Below are 18,371 nucleotides of genomic sequence, written 5' to 3' on the forward strand. Positions count from 1 at the left end.
CGCGGCCCACCGCGGTGGAGGGCCTGGTTCACGGCATCGGGAATCAGGGGTGGGGAGTGCGGGTCGCTACAGGGCGGTGACCTCGACCGTCGCGGTGTCGCGGACCACGAGCAGGCGCAGGTCGTCGACCGGGGTCCAGTCCCCCGCGTCGAGCGGTTCGGACGCGACGGTCACGCCGTCGGCGTCGGAGCGCCACGACAGCGCGTGGTCCACCGCGGTGGCCACCAGCACCGGCTCCCCGGCCGGGCCCGTCGTCAGGAGCAGCAGGTTGAGCCGCGAACCCGGCGCCGCGGCGAGGGTGCGCGTCACGACGTCGGCGACCGCGTCGGCCGGGTCCTTGCCCGCGTCGAGGCGGCGGCGGACCAGGGCCCAGAGCACCGCCGAGTCGGTCGGCGCCTCGAGCGTCATGAGCGTCTCGGGGTCGAGCTCGGCGGCGAGGTCACGCAGCGACCCGGGCCAGCCGCGGACGACGCCGTTGTGGCTGAACACGCGGGTGCCGTCGCGGAACGGGGCGCACGCGCCGGTCGACACGGGCATCCCGACCGTCGCCGACCGTGCGGCCGCCACGAACGCGGTCGAGGACACGGCCGTGGCCAGGTCGAGGAACGAGGCGTCGGTCCACATCGGCACCGGTTGCCGGTACGAGTGCGCGGTGCCCGGGCCCGCGCCGTACCAGCCGACGCCGAAGCCGTCGGCGTTCACCGTCCCGCCCCCGCGCATGTCGGCGGGGGCGTAGGACTGCACGAGCAGCGAGTGCGGCGGCTCGGTCACCCGCGAGGCCAGGGTGACCGGGCGCGGACCCACGTGTCCCAGGTGTCGGCACATCGGGGATCAGGCGTCCCCTGCCGAGCGGGCCAGCCGGAAGCCGGAGAAGATCTGGCGCCGGATCGGCAGGTCCCAGTTGCGGAACGTGGTGCGCGCGTTGATCGACCCCACGCCGAACGACGAGCCGCGCAGCATCCGGAAGTCCCCGCCGAAGAACACCTCGGAGTACTCCTTGTACGGGAACGGGGCGAACCCGGGGTACCCCTCGAAGCCCGAGTCCAGCCACTCCCACACGTCGCCGACGAGCTGGTGCACCCCGAGCGGCGAGGCGCCCTGCGGGTACGCGCCGACGGGCGCGGGCTGCAGGTGGCGCTGGTCGAGGTTCGCGCGCTCGGGCGTCGGGTCGTCGTCGCCCCACGGGAAGCGCCGGGTCTCCCCCGACGCCGGGTCGAACCGCGCGGCGTACTCCCACTCGACCTCGGTGGGCAGGCGTCGCCCGGCCCACCGGGCGTAGGCGTCGGCCTCGTGGAAGCAGACGTGCAGGACCGGCTGGTCGGCGACGTCGGCGATCGCCTGCCGCTCGCCGAAGCTCGTCCGGTGCCAGGCGCCGTCGACCTTCTCCCAGGTCATCGGGGCGACCCAGCCCTCGGCGGTGATCTGCTCCCAGCCCGCGTCGGACCACAGCTCGCGCCGGTCGTACCCGCCGTCGTCGACGAACCGGGCGTACTCGCCGTTGGTCACCGGCACGGCGCCGAGGTGGAACGGCTCGACGTCGACCGGGTGGGCCGGGCGCTCGTTGTCCAGGGCGTACACGTCGGGGCCGGTCGCGTCGACGCCCATGGTGAACCGGCCGCCCGGGTGGAACACCTCGGTGCCGATCAGGTCCTGCGCGTGCTCGGAGGCGGGCGGCGGCGGGGCGTGCAGCGCCGCCGGACCGACCCGGAGCTGGTGCGTGGCGAGCATCGTCTCCACGTGCTGCTGCTCGTGCTGGGCGATCATCCCGTAGACGAACCCGTCCTCGAGCAGGGCGCGGCCGTCCGGACCGGCCGCGTCCAGGATCTCCAGCGTGCGCTCGCGCACCGTCGCGCCGTACGCCCGCGCCTCGACGGGATCGAGCAGCGGGAGCTGGGGGCGACCGGCGCGGGGGTTGGTGAACGCGTCGTAGAGGTGGTCGATGTCCTCGCGCACCCCGGGGCCCACGTCGTCTCCCGGTGTGGCCCGCCGGACCAGCCAGAAGTCCTCCATGTTCGCGATGTGCGCGACGTCCCAGTGCAGCGGCGACATCAGCGGCGAGTGCTGGCGGGTCAGCTCGACGTCGTCCACGGCGTCGGCCAGCGCCTGCGTCCGCCGGCGGGCGGTGGCGAGCTCGTCGGCGAGTCGGGCACGGAGGTCGTCGGGATAGCGGGTCATGCGGGATCGCCTCCGGGGCGGACCGGGTCGTCCGGGTCACGCGGGTACGGGTAGGGGTTCTCGACGGCGGGTCCGAGCTCGCCCTCGCCGGGCTCGACGGTGGCGTCGTCGGCGGGGCAGCGGCCGCGCAGGGTGCGCCGTTCCGCGACCTCGCCGACGAGGGCCGCCAGCTCGGGCTCGGTGGTGGACAGGCCGGCGGTCGCGAGCTCGACCAGCCCGCAGGCCGCCTGCCGGAGCTCGTCGTCGTCGAGTCCGTGGCGGGCGGCGGCGACCCAGCGGTGGGTGACCGGCGCGACGACGTCGCGGGCCCGGTCGAGCGTGGTGGGGTCGGCGAGCAGCCCGGTGATCAGGGCGAGCGGAACCGCCCACTCGCCGCCGGGCTGCTGGTCGACGTAGCGGACCTCGACGTGTCCGTGCGGGCGGACCGGGGGGAACAGCGTGGTCAGGTGGTAGTCGAGGTCGTCCCAGGTGGGCGCGTCCTCGAGTCCACCGCTGCCGTCGATCCAGTCACCGAAGGTCACCGCCGGCGGCGCGTTCCAGTGGCCGTGGCGACGGACGCACAGCAGCTGCGTGCCGAGGGCGCGCTCGGCCCACTCGGCGGCCGGGTCGTCGCCCAGCAGGACCGGCGGGCGGGTGCGGTCGGGGTCGAGCGAGAGCCACGCGGCCATCCGGGAGGACTTCCACCCCGTCCGTCGGCCGTGCGCGGCGGGCGAGTTGGCGAACATCCCGACGAGCGTCGGGCCGATCTCGTGCAGCGTCTGCCAGCGGGCCGCGACCTGCGAGCCCTCCCCCGCGTCCAGGCACAGCTGGACCGCGGAGGTGGAGCACATCATGGTGCGGCCGTGCGGGCCCACGCGGTCGAACGCCGCCTCCATGGCGGCGTAGCGCGGGACACGGAGGATGCGGCGCGGGGGGCGCAGCGGGTCGGCCGCGCGGTCGACGAGGGCGAGTCCCTCGGTGGCGAGGCGCTCCCGGATGGTGGCGGCGTCGGTCTGCACCGCTCTCACCAGCGAGGACAGGTTCTTCAGGGGCGGGGTGGCGATCTCGACCTGGCCCCCGGGCTCGACGGTGACGGTGCTCCCGGCGGGGAGCGGCTCCGGAGCGGGTGGGGCGAGGGACGACGGCGGGGCGCCGGTGACGGTGGGGACGGAGGTGCGCAGCGTGCCCGGGGCGTGGGGCCCGAGCACCCGCAGCAACTGGGCGGGGTCGATCTCCTTCTCCGGGCGCCAGGCGGAGCGGACCAGCCACTCCAGTTCGGCGCCCAGCAGCCGCGGCGGGCCGTGCTTGAAGCAGACGGACGCCACGTACGCCGCGGCGGCCGCCCGGTCGGGGACCGGAGCGGCCGGATCGAGCTCGATCGCGGGGGCAGCCATGTCGTCTCACTCCCCTCGGTGCTCGGAGGTGATTCACCTGCGCCCCACGGGTCCCGTGCGGCACGGCGAACGACGCTACACGCGGGCACCGGCCGCTGCAGGGGTTCGAACGCCGGTGTCCGGCGTATCACGTACCCCCGACAACATCACCATCCGTGATCATGCTGCCCCGGCGAACTGGGTGTGGTGGAGATCCGCGTAGCGCCCCGCGCGGGCGAGCAGCACGTCGTGCGATCCCTGCTCGACGACCCGGCCGTCCTCCACCACCGCGATGGTGTCGGCGCTGCGGATCGTGGAGAGCCGGTGGGCGATCACGATCGCGGTGCGTCCGACCAGCGCCTCCGTGAGCGCCTCCTGGACCGCCACCTCCGACTCGGAGTCGAGGTGGGCCGTGGCCTCGTCGAGGATGACGACCCGCGGGGCGGCCAGCAGCAGGCGTGCGATCGTCAGCCGCTGGCGCTCCCCGCCGGAGAGCCGGTAGCCGCGCTCGCCGACCACGGTCCGCAACCCGTCGGGCAGGTCGGCGAGCAGGGCGCCGAGCCGGGCCCGCCGCAGGGCGGTGACCAGTTCCGCATCGGTGGCCTCGGGCTTCGCGTAGCGGAGGTTCCCGGCGATGGTGTCGTGGAAGAGGTGGCCGTCCTGGGTGACGACCCCGATCGCCCCCCGCAGGTCGGCGAACGAGGTGTCCCGGATGTCGGTCCAGGCGCCGTCGCGGCCGACCTCCACGGCGCCCGAGTCCACGTCGTAGAGCCGCGGCACCAGCGACGCGATCGTCGACTTCCCGGCCCCCGACGGCCCGACGAGGGCGAGCATCTGCCCCGGCGCCACCTCGAGGTCGACGCCGTGCAGCACCTCGTGGTTCTCGGTGTGCTCCAGCGTCGCGACCTCCTCCAGGCTCGCCAACGAGATGGTCGACGCGTCGGGGTAGGTGAAGTGTACGTCGCGCAGCCGCACCCCGAGCGGGGTCGCCGGGAGCGGAGTGGCATCGGGTCGCTCGGTGAGCGAGGGCTTCAGGTCCAGCACCTCGAAGACCCGCTCGAAGCTCACGAGCGCGCTCATGACGTCCACCCGGGCGTTCGCGAGCTGGGTCAGCGGGCCGTAGAGGCGGGTCAGCAGCAGCGCGAGGCTCACGACCGTGCCGGCCTCGATGCGCCCGGTGAACGCGAGCCAGCCGCCGACGCCGTAGACCATCGCCTGCGCGAGGGCGCTGACCAGCGTCAGGCTCGTCATGAAGACGCGGTTGGCCATCGCGGTGCGGACGCCGATGGCGCGGACGCGGTCGGCGCGGTCGCCGAACTCCTCGGCCTCGGCCTGCGGGCGCCCGAACAGCTTGACCAGGGTCGCGCCGCCCGCCGAGAACCGTTCGGTCATCTGCCCGGTCATCGCGGCGTTGAGGTTCGCCGACTCCCGCTGGAGCGCGGCGATCGTCCGGCCCATCCGCCGCGCCGGCAGGATGAAGATCGGCAGCAGCACGAGGGCGAGCAGCGTGATCTGCCAGGCGAGGGTGATCATCACGGCGACGGTCAGCACCAGCTGGATCACGTTGGTCACCAGACCCGAGAGGGTCGATGTGAACGCCCGCTGCGCGCCGATGACGTCGTTGTTGAGGCGGCTGACGAGCGAGCCGGTGCGGGTGCGCGTGAAGAAGGCGACCGGCATCGCCTGTACGTGGCCGAAGACGGCGCGGCGCAGGTCGTAGATCAGCCCCTCGCCGATGCGGGAGCTCATCCAGCGCTCGGCGAGGCCGAGGAGGGCGTCGGCGACCGCGAGCCCGGCGATGGCCGCCGCGATCCAGATGACGGTGCTGAGCCCGGTCCGGTTGACGATGGCGTCCACGACGCGGCCGGCGAGCACCGGGACCCCGACCGCGATCACGGCGGAGACCGTGGTCAGCGCGAGGAAGCCGTAGAGCATCCGGTGGTGGGCCGCGGCGAACCGCCAGATGCGCGGCAGGGTGCCCTTGGGCACCGATCGCGGGAGTTTGTCGTCCCGCGACATCGACATCATCAACATCCAGGCGTTCTCCACGCCGCTCTCCCCACCTCGCTCGGACCTGGCCCCGAGCGTGCGACCTCGACGAAGGTCGAGGTCAAGCGGACGTCCCGGCGGCCGCGGCGGGTGGTGGTCCGCCGGTCCGGCCCCCGATTATCCGCCGGAGGGCGTGACGACGCGCGCACACCGGTCGGTGTTCGCGCAGAGCAGGACGGGCCGCGGACCCGAACCGCCCGCTGCTGGACGGACCCGGGAGACGCCGCGACGAGGAGTCGTCAGGAGGTCTTCTTGGTGCGGGTGGCGCCACCGCGCCCCCGCAGGGTGACCCCGGACTCGGAGAGCACCCGGTGCACGAAGCCGTAGGAACGGCCCGTGGACTCCGCGAGCGAGCGGATGCTCGCCCCCTTCTCGTACTTCTTCTTGAGATCCGTCGCGAGCTTGTCCCGCTGGTCGCCCGTGATGCGGGCGCCCTTCTTCAGGTCGGCCATGGTTCATCCACCCCTCTCCCGGACGGTGCCCGGTCGACCCATGATGATCGCCGGAGGCGGTGTGCGCCACGGCACATTCCACATGATCGGTGAGCGGTTGGGCCGATCGGAGCGAGATCACCCCCGCAGGGACCAATCGCCATCGTTCCAGCTCAGCAAGGCCGTTCGACGATCAACGGCATTCCGCATGCAGGATCAGGCGAGCTCCACGAGCTCCAGGTGCTCGGCGTTGAAGTGGTCCTCGGTGCCGTCCGGGAGCAGGATGACCCGCTCCGGTTCGAGCGCCTCGACCGCGCCCGGGTCGTGCGTCACGAGCACGACGGCGCCCTCGTAATGGCGCAGCGCGTCGAGCACCTTCTCCCGGGAGGCCGGGTCGAGGTTGTTCGTCGGCTCGTCGAGGAGCAGCACGTTCGCGGCGCTGGAGACCAGCCCGGCCAGGGCCAGCCGGGTGCGCTCACCGCCGGAGAGGGTGCCGGCGGGCTGGTCGAGTTGCTCGCCGGTGAACTGGAACGCACCGAGCAGCGTCCGCAGCTGCTGCTCGGGGGTGTCCGGCGCCGCCGAGCGCGCGTTCTGCCAGACGGTGCGGTCCATGTCGAGCGTGTCGTGCTCCTGCGCGAAGTAGCCGGTGCGCAGCCCGTGTCCCGGCGTCACGCCCCCGGTGTCCGGGCTCTCGACGCCCGCCATGATCCGCAGCAGCGTGGTCTTCCCGGCCCCGTTGAGCCCGAGGATGACCACCCGGGAGCCGCGGTCCACCGCGAGGTCGACGCCGGTGAACACCTCGAGGGAGCCGTAGCTCTTGGACAGCCCGGAGGCGGTCAGCGGCGTCCGCCCGCACGGCTGCGGCGTGGGGAAGCGGATCGCGGCGACCCGGTCGGCCACCCGCTCCTCGTCGAGGTTCGCGAGCAGTGCGTCGGCGCGGCGCTGCATCTGCTTGGCGGCGACGGCCTTCGTGGCCTTCGCCCCCATCTTCGCGGCCTGCGCCGAGAGCGCGGAGGCCTTCTTCTCGGCGTTGGCGCGCTCCCGCTTGCGCCGGGCCTCGTCGTCGGCCCGGGCCTGCAGGTAGTTCTTCCAGTTCATGTTGTAGACGTCGAGCTCGCCGCGGGTGGCGTCGAGGAACCACACCTTGTTGACGACGTCCGCGAGCAGGTCGGTGTCGTGGCTGATCACCACGACCCCGCCGTCGTAGGCCTTGAGGAAGGTCCGTAGCCACGAGATCGAGTCGGCGTCGAGGTGGTTGGTCGGCTCGTCGAGCAGCAGCGTGGTGCCGGAGTTGCCGCCGTCGCCGGACGCGGCGAAGAGGATGCGGGCGAGCTCGACCCGGCGCCGCTGACCGCCGGAGAGGGTCTCCAGGGGCTGGGCGAGTACGCGGTCGGGCAGGCCGAGGTTGGAGCAGATGCGGCCGGCCTCGCTCTCCGCGGCGTACCCGCCCAGGTCGCTGAACCGCTCCTCGAGCCGGCCGAAGCGTGCGATCGCCCGGTCCCGCTCGGCGTCGTCGGCAAGTTCGGCCATCGCCGTCTGGACCTTCTCCATGTCGCGCAGGATCTGGTCGAGGCCGCGGGCGGAGAGCACGCGGTCGCGCGCGAGCACGGAGAGGTCGCCCTCGCGCGGGTCCTGCGGCAGGTACCCGACGGGGCCGGTGGAGCGGATCGTGCCGCCGTAGGGCTCGGACTCCCCGGCGATCGCCCGCAGCGAGGTGGTCTTCCCGGCGCCGTTGCGGCCGACGAACGCGATGCGGTCCCCCGGCTGCACGCGCAGGGTCACCCCGGCGAGCAGGACGCGGGAGCCGGCGCGCAGCTCGAGGTCGGACGCGGTGATCACGGGGGTCCAGTGTAGGCGAGGCGTTGCGCACGGTCCGCCGGTCGGTGAGGATGCACGGTCCGCAGTGACGATCCCGACAGCCCGCGGCGCGTAGGGCTGCTTCACATCCGTCCCGGATAATGGACGGTATGGGCCTGTTCAACTGGTTTCGCCGCACGGGGTCGTCCGGCCTCGGGGCCGACGGCCGCCGTCAGGTCCTCGACCGGGAGGGCGGCCCGGCCGACCTGGAGCACCTGCGCGCGTTCGCGGGCAGCCGCACCGGGGTCGAGTTCTTCGTCGAGCCGGAGACCACCGCGACCGACACCACCGTCGTGGCCGTGGCCAAGGACGGCGAGTGGACCCGTCGCCGGGTGGGCACGCCGCGGGCGGCCGAGCGGCTCGCCCGCCGGTGCAAGGTGCCGGTCTACGACGTGCAGGTGACCGGCTACCCCCAGGCCATGCGGGACTGGAACGCGCGGGCGAAGGCCGATCGCGAAAGACTCGCCGCGTGGGAGCGGGAGATCGACGACTGACCGGGCGCCGGGCCGACGTCCTCGTCGCCGGGGGCGGTCCGGCGGGCTGGTCGGCCGCGCGGGCGTGTGCCCGGCGGGGGCTCGCGGTGACGCTGGTCGACCCGCACCCGGATCGGCGGTGGCGCCACACCTACGGCGCCTGGGCCGACGAGGTGCCGCTGACCGGCCCGGACGCGCTGCCCGGGGCCGTCGTCGCCGCCTGCGGTCCGGGGTTCGCGATCGCCCGCCGGACCCACCCACTGGCCGGCGACTACGCGGTGCTGGACACCGGCGCGCTGCAGGACGCGCTGCGCGTGCCGGACGTCGCGGTGCACCGCGGGCGGGTCGTCGGCGTCGAGGACGGGGCGGCGGTGCTCGACAGCGGCACCCGGGTCGCCGCGGGGCTGGTCCTCGACGCCAGCGGTGCCACCCAGGCCCTCTCCCGGTCCCGACGGCGGCCGCCCCGGGCCGCCGAGCAGACGGCGGTGGGCGTGGTGGTGCCGTCGGCGGTGGCTGCCCGGGCCACCGGCGGCCGCCTGGTCTTCATGGACTGGCGTCCGCTGCACGGCTGCCCGGGCTGGCCGACGTTCCTCTACGCCATCCCGCTCGGCGGCGACGACTGGCTGCTCGAGGAGACCTCGCTCGCCCGCCGTCCCGGTCTCCCGCTGCCCGAGCTCGCCGACCGGTTGCGTCGCCGCCTGCTCGCGTGCGGGCTGCGCGCGGACGAGATCCCGCTCGACGACCGCACGCGCGTCGAGCACGTGCGGTTCCCGGTGGACACCCCGCCGCACCGGTCCCCCGCCGGGGTCGTCCCGCTCGGTGCGGCGGCCTCGCTGGTGCACCCGGCCACCGGTTACTCCCTGACGAGGTCGCTCGAGGTCGCCACTCGACTGGCGGACGTGCTCGCCACTCGATCCGACCATGCAGCCTGGGTCGACGCGGCCGGTCGAGCGGTGCGGCCCGCGGCGGGGCAGGTCGTGCACGCCATGCGGCGGCGCGGGCTGGACGTGCTGCTGCGGATGCCGCCGTCCGAGGTCCCGGAGTTCTTCGAGCGGTTCTTCAGCCTCCCGGCGACCGCGCAGCGGGGGTACCTGGGGGCGCACGACGACGTCGGCGGTTCGGTCCGGGCGATGCTCTCGGTGTTCAGGCACCTCTCGCCGCGACTGCGCGGTCACCTGATCGCCGGATCACTTCTGGGTGCCGGACGCGAGCAATCGGGCCAGGACGGGTACTAGTCCGACCGAACGGAGTATCGCGTGACCAGACGCGGCCCTCGCTCGTTTCGTGGACGGGCGGGATGAGACCGCCAGAAATCGGAGCAGACCACCATGGGCGCCTATCAGCTCGTCGCCGTCGGCACGGACGGATCCGACTCCTCGTACCGGGCGGTGGACCGCGCGGCCACCGTCGCCGCGGACTCGGGAGCCACCCTGCTGATCATCAGCGCGTACCACCCCGCCAAGAACACCGGGGAGGCCGAGCGGGCCCTCGGTGAGGACGCGGCCTACCACGTCGTGGGGTCGACCCCGGCGGAGGAGGCGCTGCGCACCGCGAAGGAGCGCGCGTCGGCCAAGGGCGTCGGCGAGGTCGAGACGGTCGCCAAGGAGGGTGACCCGATCGAGGTCGTCACCTCGGTGGTCACCGACCGCAAGGCCGACCTGCTCGTCATCGGGAACCGCGGCCTGAACAGCCTCTCCGGCCGCCTGCTCGGCTCCGTGCCGCAGGGCATCTCCCGGAAGGCCCCGACCGACGTGCTCATCGTCCACACGACGTGAGCGAGCCCTCCTGGGGCGAGGCCCGGCGGGAGGTCGAGGACCTCCTGATCGGCGGCGACCGCACGCTGCGGCGTGCGGACGTCGCCGACCGGGCCGGGGTGTCCCTGGAGCAGACCGGCCGGCTGTGGAGTGCCCTGGGCTTCCCCCGGGTGGCCGACGACGTCGAGGCGTTCGCCGAGTCCGACCTGGACGCGCTCTCCTACGTCGAGGACCTGTTGGCGCAGGACGCGTTCGACGAGGGCGAGGCGCTCGCCATCGCGCGCACGCTCGGGCAGAGCATGGCCCGGCTCGCGGAGTGGCAGGCGAACCTGCTGCGCCGGGTGATCGCGGACCGTGGGACGGCCGACGACCCCGCGGCGGTCGTCGACTCGGTGCGCTCGCTCGTCCCGCTCATCGAGAAGCTGCAGGCCTACACCTGGCGGCGACACCTGCTGGTCACCGCCGGACGCATGATGTCCGCACTGGCCTCCGAGGAGGGCGAGGAGGACGACGGCCGCACGTCCAGCGCCGCGGTCGGGTTCGCCGACATCGTCGGCTTCACCTCGTTGTCGCGGCGCATCGACTCCGACGAGCTGCGCGCGTTGCTGGAGCGCTTCGAAGGCGTGTCCAACGACGTCGTCTCCCGCTTCGGCGGCCGGATCGTGAAGACCCTGGGCGACGAGGTCCTGTTCGTGTGTGGCGACGCGTCGTCCGCGTGCGAGATCGCGTTCGCGCTGCACGACGAGGTCCCCGATCCCGACGACCGCCTCGCCCTGCGCGTCGGGCTCGCCTACGGAGACGTCCTGCCCCGCTACGGCGACGTGTACGGCCCGACGGTGAACATCGCGAGCCGCCTCACCTCGCACGCCCGTCCCGGGACGACGCTGCTCGACGACGAGATGACCGACGCCGTCCGCGCGTCCGACCTGGACGTCGACCTCCGCTCGGTGCCGGCCCTGCACGTGCGGGGCTACAAGCACCTCAAGCCGCACGTGGCGCGCCGCCGCTCCTGACAGCCCCCTCCCCGCGGTGGCAGCGAAGCGTCATTACTGGCGTAACAGTGGCAGTCCCGCCACATCGTCGGGCGCCGACCTGCTGCCGCGCCGAGCACGATCACCGAGATGTAGCGAATCTCCGCGCCCTGCGTCCGAATCCGCTACATCTTCGCGAATGCGGGTGCGGCGAGGGAGGCTGCCCGAAGGTGGCTTTTTCGAGCAGGTCGTCCTCGATCTGCTCATCGCCATGGGTTACGGCGGTGATGAGCAACGCGTTCGTCGTATTGGTGGCAGCGGAGACGGTGGTGTCGACGGCGTCATCGACCAAGACGCACTCGGACTCGCACGCATCTACGTGCAAGCCAAGCGTTACGCGGCGGACAACGTCGTCGGACGCCAGCGAATCCAGGAGTTCGTAGGCGCGTTGTCCGGTCGGCAGGCGCACCAGGGCGTCTTCATCACCACGAGTTCCTTCACCAAGAACGCCGTGGATGACGCCGATTTCGTCGGCGTCTCGGTGGTGCTCATCGACGGCGCTCGCCTTGGTGAGCTGATGGTGCGCTACGGCGTCGGTGTCCAGGTTCGTGACACCTACGAGGTCGTCGAGCTCGACGAGAACTACTTCGATGAGCAGGTGTGAGTACTCATCCGTGCTCCAGCACGGATGAGTACTCACGGGGCGAAGCCACCTACACGGTGAAGCCGAGCGCCCGCAGCTGCTCCCGGCCGTCGTCCGTGATCTTGTCCGGGCCCCACGGGGGCATCCAGACCCAGTTGATCCGCACGTCGTCGACGAGACCGCCGCCCGGGCCCTTCGTGAGGGCGGCGCGGGACTGGTCCTCGATGACGTCGGTCAGCGGGCAGGCGGCCGACGTGAGGGTCAGGTCCAGCGTGGCCACCGTGCCGGCGTCCTCGTGGTGCACATCGATGCCGTACAGCAGCCCGAGGTCGACGACGTTGATCCCGAGCTCGGGGTCGACCACGTCGCGCATGGCCTCCTCGAGGTCGTCGATCGACGGCTTCTCCGCCTGCGCGGCGGTCGCGGGCATGCCCTCGGCGCCGCGGGTGGGGTCGGTCGTCTCCGTCATCGCTGTCCCTCCAGCTCGGGGGCGTTCTCGTCAGCCTGGGCCACCGCGTCCTTGAACGCCATCCATCCGAGCAGCGCGCACTTCACGCGCGCCGGGTAGGCGGCCACGCCCGCGAAGGCCACGGCGTCGTCCAGCACGTCCTCGTCGGGCTCGACCTTGCCCCGGCCCTGCACCATCTCCTGGTAGGCCGAGAGCACCTCGAACGCCTCGCCCACGGTGTTCCCGACGACCAGGTCGTAGGCCACGGAGGTGGCCGCCTGGCTGATGGAGCACCCGAGGGCGTCGTAGGAGAGGTCGACGACCTTCGCGTCGGCGCCCGAACCCTCCAGGTGGACCCGTACGGTGACCTCGTCGCCGCAGGTCGGGTTCACGTGGTGGACCTCGGCCTCGTAGGGCTCACGCAGGCCCTTGCCGTGCGGGTTCTTGTAGTGGTCCAGGATGATCTCCTGGTACATCGTCTCGAGCTTCACCGCGGTGACCTCCTCCTACAGAGAAACGCCGTCGCGGGCGAAAAAGTCCTGGGCGCGGCGCACGCCGTCGAGCAGCGCGGCCACCTCGTCGAGCGTGTTGTAGACGTAGAAGCTCGCGCGGATCGAGCTCTGCACGCCGAACGCCCGGTGCAGCGGCCACGCGCAGTGGTGGCCGACCCGCACGGCGATGCCGGAGTCGTCGAGCACCTGCGAGGCGTCGTGCGGGTGCACGCCGTCGATCTCGAACGACACCGCTCCACCGCGGGACTCGGTGTTGCGCGGCCCGATGATCGTCACGCCGTCGATGGCCTGCAGGCCCTCGAGCGCCGCGGCGGTCAGCGTGTTCTCGTGGGCGTGCACGTTCTCCATGCCCAGCGCGGTCAGGTAGTCCACGGCCGCGCCGAGCCCGACCGCCTGCGAGGTCATCGGCACGCCGGCCTCGAACCGCGCCGGCGGGGCGGCGTAGGTCGATCCCTCCATGCGGACCAGCTCGATCATCGAGCCACCGGTGAGGAAGGGCGGCAGCGCCTCGAGCAGCTCGCGCCGCCCGTAGAGCACCCCGATCCCTGACGGGCCGAGCATCTTGTGCCCGGAGAACGCGGCGAAGTCGACGCCGAGCGCGTGCACGTCGATCGGGGCGTGCGGCACCGACTGGCAGGCGTCGAGGACGGTGTAGGCCCCGACGGCCTTCGCCATCGCCACGATCTGCTCCACCGGCGTCACCGTGCCGAGCACGTTCGACTGGTGGGTGAACGCCACGATCTTCGTGCGCTCGGTGATCACCGACGGGTCGAGGTCGAGTCGCCCGTCGGAGGTGACGCCGAACCACCGCAGCGTCGCCCCGGTCCGGCGGCAGAACTCCTGCCACGGCACGAGATTGGCGTGGTGCTCCATCTCGGTGACGACGACCTCGTCGCCCGGACCGACAGCAAAACGGCGAGCACGTGCGTCGTCCGACGTCAGCGCGTTCGACATCCCGTAGGCCACGAGGTTGAACGCCTCGGTCGCGTTCTTGGTGAACACGACCTCGCCGTCGTCCGCCCCGATGAACGCCGCGATCCGCCCGCGGGCGGACTCGTAGGCGTCGGTGGCCTCCTCGGAGAGCGCGTGGGCCCCACGGTGGACCGCGGCGTTCGACGTCTCCAGGAAGTGGCGCTCGGCGTCGAGCACCTGGCGCGGGCGCTGCGAGGTGGCGCCCGAGTCCAGGTAGATCAGCGGCTTCCCGTCCCGGACGGTGCGGCTCAGGATGGGGAAGTCCGCGCGGATCTTCTCGACATCCAGGGTCGCACCCGTCGTGGTGGGGACGGATGCGAGCGAGGTCATGCCGGCTGCCCCTCCTTCTCCGCGGCGGCGCTGGTGAAGCGCTCGTAGCCGTTCGCCTCGAGCTCCTCGGCGAGCTCGGGCCCGCCGGACTCGGCGACGCGCCCGTTCACGAACACGTGGACGCGGTCCGGCGCGATGTAGCGCAGGATCCGGGTGTAGTGCGTGATGAGCAGGACGCCGACGTCGGACTGCGCCTTGTAGTCGTTGACGCCCTTCGAGACGACGCGCAGGGCGTCGACGTCGAGGCCGGAGTCGGTCTCGTCGAGCACGGCGAACTTGGGCTTGAGCAGCGAGAGCTGCAGCACCTCGTGGCGCTTCTTCTCGCCGCCGGAGAAGCCCTCGTTGACGCTGCGCTCGGCGAACGCCGGGTCGATCTCGAGGTCGGTCATGGCCGACTTCACTTCCTTGACCCAGTGCCGCACCTTCGGCGCCTCGCCGCGCACGGCCGTGGCCGCGGAGCGCAGGAAGTTCGACATCGAGACGCCGGGCACCTCGACCGGGTACTGCATGGCCAGGAACAGGCCCGCACGGGCGCGCTCGTCGACCGCCATCTCCAGGACGTTCTCGCCGTCGAGGAGCACCTCGCCGCGGGTCACCGTGTACTTCGGGTGGCCGGCGATGGAGTAGGCCAGGGTCGACTTGCCGGACCCGTTCGGACCCATGATCGCGTGGGTCTCGTTCGAGTTCACCGTCAGGTCGACCCCGCGCAGGATCTCCTTGGGGCCCGACTCGGTCTCGACCTCGACGTGCAGGTCGCGGATCTCGAGGGTGGACATCAATCCTCTTTCAGCTACGGATGTGGTGGTGTCTCAGACGCCGACGGCCTCGAGCTCGGCCTCGATGGCCGCCTCGAGCCGGTCGCGCAGGGCGGGCACGCGGACCTTGGCGATGACCTCGCCGAAGAAGCCGCGGACGACGAGCCGTCGGGCCTGGGCCTCGGGGATCCCGCGGGCCATCAGGTAGAACAGCTGCTCGTCGTCGAACCGGCCGGTGGCCGACGCGTGACCGGCGCCGGCGATCTCGCCGGTCTCGATCTCGAGGTTCGGCACGGAGTCGGCGCGCGCGTTGTCGGTGAGGAGCAGGTTCCGGTTCAGCTCGTAGCTGTCGGTGCCCTCGGCCTCCTTGCGGATGAGGACGTCGCCGACCCACACCGTGTGCGCGGCCTTGTCGCCCTCGGCGCCCTGCAGCGCGCCCTTGTACATCACGCGCGAGCGGCAGTTGGTCGCCGTGTGGTCCACCAGCAGCCGCTGCTCGAGGTGCTGGCCGCCGTCGGCGAAGTAGAGCCCGTCGAGCTCGGCGTCGCCGCCGGGGGCGCGGTAGTTCACCGTCGGCGAGAGCCGCACCAGGTCGCCGCCGAGGGTGACCGAGGTGTGCCGGATCGTCGCGTCGCGGCCCACCGACAGGTGCTGCGCGCCGACGAAGACGGCGTCGTCGGCCCAGTCGTGGACCTCGACGACCAGCAGCTTGGCGCCGTCGCCGACCACGAGCTCGAGGTTCGCGGCCACCGTGCCCGAGCCGCGGTGGTCGAGGACGACCACGGCCTCGGCCTGGTGCTCCAGGCGCAGCTGCAGGTGTGCGTACGCGGTCCTCCCGACCCCGGGCCCCTCGACCTGGACGGTCAGCGGCTCGTCGTCCGAGCGGGGCTGGTCGACGGTGACAACGGTCGCCGTCGGGAAGGCCGACCACGCCTGCGCGGCGACGCGGTCGGCGGGGATGCCGCCCTCGCCGATGCGCGCGTCGTCGCGGCCGACGTGCTCGACGCGGACGCCCCCGAGGTCGTCGGAGGCCGAGTCGCCGAAGCCGGAGCGGACCGTGACGGCGACCTCGCCGTCGGCGGCCGCGCCGTCGTGCAGTCCGTTCAGCCGGCGCAGGGGCGTGAACCGCCACTGCTCCTCACGGCCGCGCGGGACCTCGAAGGCCTCGACGTCGTAGGAGGTGAACCGCTCCTCCCACGGCGCGATCTTCGGCGACGAGGCGGTCTTGATGCCCGGGTCCACGTCGAGGACCGGGGCCCCGGGGGCGGTCGTCGAACCGCCCCCGGTCGAAGCGACTGGTGCGTCGGTCATCCGACAGCGCCCTCCATCTGCAGCTCGATCAGGCGGTTGAGCTCGAGCGCGTACTCCATGGGGAGCTCACGGGCGATGGGCTCGACGAACCCGCGCACGATCATCGCCATGGCCTCGTCCTCGGTGAGGCCGCGGGACATCAGGTAGAAGAGCTGGTCCTCGCTAACCTTCGAGACGGTCGCCTCGTGGCCCATCGTCACGTCGTCCTCGCGGACGTCGACGTAGGGATAGGTGTCCGAGCGGCTGATCGTGTCGACCAGCAGCGCGTCGCACTTCACCGTCGACCGCGAGTGGTGCGCCCCCTTGTTCACGCGGACCAGGCCGCGGTAGGAGGTGCGGCCGCCGCCGCGCGCCACCGACTTCGAGATGATCGTCGAGGACGTGTGCGGGGCCAGGTGCACCATCTTGGCGCCGGCGTCCTGGTGCTGGCCCTCGCCGGAGAACGCCACCGAGAGCACCTCGCCCTTGGCGTGCGGGCCGGTCAGCCAGACGGCCGGGTACTTCATCGTCACCTTGGAGCCGATGTTGCCGTCGACCCACTCCATGGTCGCGCCCTCTTCGGCCTTGGCGCGCTTGGTGACCAGGTTGTAGACGTTGTTCGACCAGTTCTGGATGGTCGTGTAGCGGCAGCGGCCGCCCTTCTTCACGACGATCTCGACGACCGCGGAGTGCAGCGAGTCGGACGAGTAGATCGGCGCCGTGCAGCCCTCGACGTAGTGGACGTAGGCGTCCTCGTCGACGATGATCAGCGTCCGCTCGAACTGGCCCATGTTCTCGGTGTTGATCCGGAAGTAGGCCTGCAGCGGGATGTCGACGTGGACACCCTTCGGCACGTAGATGAACGAGCCGCCGGACCACACCGCCGAGTTCAGCGCGGAGAACTTGTTGTCGCCGGCCGGGATCACCGAGCCGAAGTACTCCTCGAACAGCTCCGGGTGCTCGCGCAGCCCGGTGTCGGTGTCCATGAAGATGACACCCTGCTGCTCCAGGTCCTCGCGGATCTGGTGGTAGACGACCTCGGACTCGTACTGCGCCGCGACGCCGGCCACCAGGCGGGCCTTCTCGGCCTCCGGGATGCCGAGCTTGTCGTAGGTCGACTTGATGTCGTCGGGCAGGTCCTCCCAGCTCTGGGCCTGCTTCTCCGTGGAGCGCACGAAGTACTTGATGTTGTCGAAGTCGATGCCCGACAGGTCCGAACCCCACTGCGGCATCGGCTTCTTGTCGAACATGCCGAGCGCCTTGAGGCGCAGCTGGAGCATCCAGTCCGGCTCGCTCTTCTTGGCCGAGATGTCGCGGACGACCGCCTCGTTGAGACCACGCTGGGCGCTGGCGCCCGCGTCGTCGCTGTCGTGCCAACCGAACTGGTAGCTGCCCAGGGAGGCGAGGGTCTCCTCCTGGGTCAGCGTCTCCTTCTCCGGCGCGGTGGTCATACGACCTGCCTTCCCTGGTTCTCGGGTGCTCCGCCGGTGGTGGTGGCGGCGGAGGAAGACTTCGTGGTGCCCGGGCCCTGGTCGCGCTGGGCCGGCACGTGGGTGGTGCACGCGGCGTCGCCGCGCGCGATCGTGGCCAGCCGTTGCACGTGGGTGCCCAGCAGCTCGGCGAAGACCTCGGCCTCCGCCTCGCAGAGCTGGGGGAACTCGGCCGCGACGTCCGCGACCGGGCAGTGGTGCTGGCACAGCTGCTCGCCCGCGCCGCTCGTGGTGGCCCCGCGGCTGGTGGCCGCGTACCCCTCGGCGGTGAGGGCGCCGGCCAGTCGCCGCGCCTTGTCGGCCCGGTCGGCACCGGACTCGATGTGCTCGCGGTGCGCGCCGACCATGGCCAGCGCGCGGTCGCGGGCGAAGGCGCGTACGGCGTCCTCCCCCGCGGCGGCGCCGAGCCGGCGCAGCGCGGCGATCGCGAGGTCGGCCGGGCCGTGCTCGCCCCGACCGGCGCGGGCGCGCCCGTCGGTGGTGAGCAGGAACTGCTGGGCGGGCCGCCCGCGCTTGCCGGAGGCCGGCGCGTCGCGGGTGGACACCGTGCCCTCGGCGCGCAGGGCGTCGAGGTGACGCCGCACCCCCGGCCCCGAGAGATGCAGCTGGTCGGCGAGCGTCGCGGCGGTGGTGGGTCCGCGCTCGAGGAGGAGGCGGACCACCGCGTCCCGCGTGCGCCCGTCGGCGGCGGAGCGAGCGTGTTCGGCGTGTGCGCCCTGCAGGCGTTCCCCCGTCATCTCCCACCTCCGATCGATCGACTCCGGCCGATCATGACACATCGGCCCTCGCTTTTGACAACACCAGTCTTGCCTATATGGCCCGACCCGGCAAAGGCGAGCCGGGCGGCGTGGTACGGGTCACGCCCACCG

Annotated in this window: 18 protein-coding genes; 5 read left to right on the plus strand and 13 right to left on the minus strand. The window is 72.4% G+C overall.

All coding sequences use genetic code 11. The features are described 5' to 3' along the window. Window positions 1-66 precede the first annotated feature (66 nt). The 6 genes from egtC to ACQPYX_RS18075 all read right to left on the minus strand — a co-directional run bounded on the left by egtC (window position 67) and on the right by ACQPYX_RS18075 (window position 7,846). Entirely contained in the window at window positions 67-825 is a 759-nt protein-coding gene (egtC, locus tag ACQPYX_RS18050) for an ergothioneine biosynthesis protein EgtC (protein WP_433798688.1), read from the minus strand. A 6-nt stretch (window positions 826-831) separates the two neighbouring features. Next, the gene (egtB, locus tag ACQPYX_RS18055; protein ID WP_433798689.1) at window positions 832-2,175 is read right to left on the minus strand and encodes an ergothioneine biosynthesis protein EgtB; all 1,344 of its coding nucleotides are present in this window, start codon (window positions 2,173-2,175) and stop codon (window positions 832-834) included. Next, window positions 2,172-3,548: an ergothioneine biosynthesis glutamate--cysteine ligase EgtA gene (gene egtA, locus ACQPYX_RS18060; RefSeq protein WP_433798690.1), complete on the minus strand. Its 1,377-nt coding sequence runs from the start codon at window positions 3,546-3,548 to the stop codon at window positions 2,172-2,174. The genes egtB and egtA overlap by 4 nt, the downstream gene beginning before the upstream one ends. A gap of 159 nt (window positions 3,549-3,707) precedes the next feature. Next, complete coding sequence (locus ACQPYX_RS18065) at window positions 3,708-5,561, minus strand: ABC transporter ATP-binding protein (RefSeq protein WP_433803752.1); 1,854 nt, start codon at window positions 5,559-5,561, stop codon at window positions 3,708-3,710. Between the two features lie 254 nt (window positions 5,562-5,815). After that, the gene (locus ACQPYX_RS18070; RefSeq protein WP_026204731.1) at window positions 5,816-6,028 is read right to left on the minus strand and encodes a helix-turn-helix domain-containing protein; all 213 of its coding nucleotides are present in this window, start codon (window positions 6,026-6,028) and stop codon (window positions 5,816-5,818) included. 195 nt (window positions 6,029-6,223) lie between these two features. Then, window positions 6,224-7,846 (minus strand): ABC-F family ATP-binding cassette domain-containing protein, encoded by a 1,623-nt coding sequence (locus ACQPYX_RS18075; RefSeq protein ID WP_433798691.1) that lies wholly within the window; start codon window positions 7,844-7,846, stop codon window positions 6,224-6,226. Between the two features lie 128 nt (window positions 7,847-7,974). On the opposite strand from ACQPYX_RS18075, the gene ACQPYX_RS18080 reads away from it, so the two are divergent. The 5 genes from ACQPYX_RS18080 to ACQPYX_RS18100 all read left to right on the plus strand — a co-directional run bounded on the left by ACQPYX_RS18080 (window position 7,975) and on the right by ACQPYX_RS18100 (window position 11,726). After that, entirely contained in the window at window positions 7,975-8,358 is a 384-nt protein-coding gene (locus ACQPYX_RS18080) for a hypothetical protein (RefSeq protein ID WP_433798692.1), read from the plus strand. Next, window positions 8,334-9,572 carry a lycopene cyclase family protein gene (locus tag ACQPYX_RS18085; RefSeq protein WP_433798693.1) on the plus strand — a complete coding sequence of 413 codons (1,239 nt, stop codon included), beginning with the start codon at window positions 8,334-8,336 and terminating at the stop codon, window positions 9,570-9,572. The genes ACQPYX_RS18080 and ACQPYX_RS18085 overlap by 25 nt, the downstream gene beginning before the upstream one ends. Before the next feature lie 93 nt (window positions 9,573-9,665). After that, on the plus strand, window positions 9,666-10,112 hold the full coding sequence (locus tag ACQPYX_RS18090; protein ID WP_230751902.1) for a universal stress protein: 447 nt from the start codon (window positions 9,666-9,668) through the stop codon (window positions 10,110-10,112). Beyond that, the gene (locus ACQPYX_RS18095; RefSeq protein ID WP_433798694.1) at window positions 10,109-11,104 is read left to right on the plus strand and encodes an adenylate/guanylate cyclase domain-containing protein; all 996 of its coding nucleotides are present in this window, start codon (window positions 10,109-10,111) and stop codon (window positions 11,102-11,104) included. The genes ACQPYX_RS18090 and ACQPYX_RS18095 overlap by 4 nt, the downstream gene beginning before the upstream one ends. Before the next feature lie 157 nt (window positions 11,105-11,261). Next, window positions 11,262-11,726, plus strand: coding sequence for a restriction endonuclease (locus ACQPYX_RS18100; RefSeq protein WP_433798695.1), 465 nt, complete (start codon window positions 11,262-11,264; stop codon window positions 11,724-11,726). A gap of 49 nt (window positions 11,727-11,775) precedes the next feature. Here the strand turns inward: ACQPYX_RS18100 and ACQPYX_RS18105 are convergent, their stop codons facing one another. The 7 genes from ACQPYX_RS18105 to ACQPYX_RS18135 are packed head-to-tail and all read right to left on the minus strand — an operon-like array spanning window position 11,776 to window position 18,239. Then, window positions 11,776-12,174: a metal-sulfur cluster assembly factor gene (locus ACQPYX_RS18105; RefSeq protein WP_433798696.1), complete on the minus strand. Its 399-nt coding sequence runs from the start codon at window positions 12,172-12,174 to the stop codon at window positions 11,776-11,778. Next, a complete protein-coding gene (gene sufU / locus ACQPYX_RS18110) occupies window positions 12,171-12,644 on the minus strand; it encodes a Fe-S cluster assembly sulfur transfer protein SufU (RefSeq protein WP_433798697.1) in 474 nt (157 codons plus the stop codon). The genes ACQPYX_RS18105 and sufU overlap by 4 nt, the downstream gene beginning before the upstream one ends. A 15-nt stretch (window positions 12,645-12,659) precedes the next feature. After that, window positions 12,660-13,967, minus strand: coding sequence for a cysteine desulfurase (locus ACQPYX_RS18115; RefSeq protein WP_433798698.1), 1,308 nt, complete (start codon window positions 13,965-13,967; stop codon window positions 12,660-12,662). Next, window positions 13,964-14,743 carry a Fe-S cluster assembly ATPase SufC gene (sufC, locus tag ACQPYX_RS18120; protein ID WP_433798699.1) on the minus strand — a complete coding sequence of 260 codons (780 nt, stop codon included), beginning with the start codon at window positions 14,741-14,743 and terminating at the stop codon, window positions 13,964-13,966. Before sufC ends, ACQPYX_RS18115 begins: the two co-directional genes overlap by 4 nt. Window positions 14,744-14,776: 33 nt before the next feature. Continuing rightward, a complete protein-coding gene (gene sufD / locus ACQPYX_RS18125; RefSeq protein WP_433798700.1) occupies window positions 14,777-16,033 on the minus strand; it encodes a Fe-S cluster assembly protein SufD in 1,257 nt (418 codons plus the stop codon). Beyond that, window positions 16,030-17,463 carry a Fe-S cluster assembly protein SufB gene (gene sufB, locus ACQPYX_RS18130; RefSeq protein ID WP_230751911.1) on the minus strand — a complete coding sequence of 478 codons (1,434 nt, stop codon included), beginning with the start codon at window positions 17,461-17,463 and terminating at the stop codon, window positions 16,030-16,032. Before sufB ends, sufD begins: the two co-directional genes overlap by 4 nt. Then, window positions 17,460-18,239: a helix-turn-helix transcriptional regulator gene (locus tag ACQPYX_RS18135; RefSeq protein WP_433798701.1), complete on the minus strand. Its 780-nt coding sequence runs from the start codon at window positions 18,237-18,239 to the stop codon at window positions 17,460-17,462. Before ACQPYX_RS18135 ends, sufB begins: the two co-directional genes overlap by 4 nt. Between the last annotated feature and the right edge of the window lie 132 nt (window positions 18,240-18,371).

The organism is Actinomycetospora sp. CA-084318 (assembly GCF_050955885.1).
GTDB lineage: Bacteria > Actinomycetota > Actinomycetes > Mycobacteriales > Pseudonocardiaceae > Actinomycetospora.

What these genes read in the sequence shown, in the direction of transcription:
- sufC (WP_433798699.1), bottom strand. Translation starts at nt 14,743, where the DNA reads ATGTCCACCCTCGAGATCCGCGACCTGCACGTCGAGGTCGAGACCGAG.
- sufD (WP_433798700.1), bottom strand. Translation starts at nt 16,033, where the DNA reads ATGACCGACGCACCAGTCGCTTCGACCGGGGGCGGTTCGACGACCGCC.
- ACQPYX_RS18135 (WP_433798701.1), bottom strand. Translation starts at nt 18,239, where the DNA reads ATGACGGGGGAACGCCTGCAGGGCGCACACGCCGAACACGCTCGCTCC.
- sufB (WP_230751911.1), bottom strand. Translation starts at nt 17,463, where the DNA reads ATGACCACCGCGCCGGAGAAGGAGACGCTGACCCAGGAGGAGACCCTC.
- egtC (WP_433798688.1), bottom strand. Translation starts at nt 825, where the DNA reads ATGTGCCGACACCTGGGACACGTGGGTCCGCGCCCGGTCACCCTGGCC.
- egtA (WP_433798690.1), bottom strand. Translation starts at nt 3,548, where the DNA reads ATGGCTGCCCCCGCGATCGAGCTCGATCCGGCCGCTCCGGTCCCCGAC.
- ACQPYX_RS18105 (WP_433798696.1), bottom strand. Translation starts at nt 12,174, where the DNA reads ATGACGGAGACGACCGACCCCACCCGCGGCGCCGAGGGCATGCCCGCG.
- ACQPYX_RS18090 (WP_230751902.1), top strand. Translation starts at nt 9,666, where the DNA reads ATGGGCGCCTATCAGCTCGTCGCCGTCGGCACGGACGGATCCGACTCC.
- egtB (WP_433798689.1), bottom strand. Translation starts at nt 2,175, where the DNA reads ATGACCCGCTATCCCGACGACCTCCGTGCCCGACTCGCCGACGAGCTC.
- ACQPYX_RS18080 (WP_433798692.1), top strand. Translation starts at nt 7,975, where the DNA reads ATGGGCCTGTTCAACTGGTTTCGCCGCACGGGGTCGTCCGGCCTCGGG.
- ACQPYX_RS18070 (WP_026204731.1), bottom strand. Translation starts at nt 6,028, where the DNA reads ATGGCCGACCTGAAGAAGGGCGCCCGCATCACGGGCGACCAGCGGGAC.
- ACQPYX_RS18100 (WP_433798695.1), top strand. Translation starts at nt 11,262, where the DNA reads ATGCGGGTGCGGCGAGGGAGGCTGCCCGAAGGTGGCTTTTTCGAGCAG.
- ACQPYX_RS18115 (WP_433798698.1), bottom strand. Translation starts at nt 13,967, where the DNA reads ATGACCTCGCTCGCATCCGTCCCCACCACGACGGGTGCGACCCTGGAT.
- ACQPYX_RS18065 (WP_433803752.1), bottom strand. Translation starts at nt 5,561, where the DNA reads ATGTTGATGATGTCGATGTCGCGGGACGACAAACTCCCGCGATCGGTG.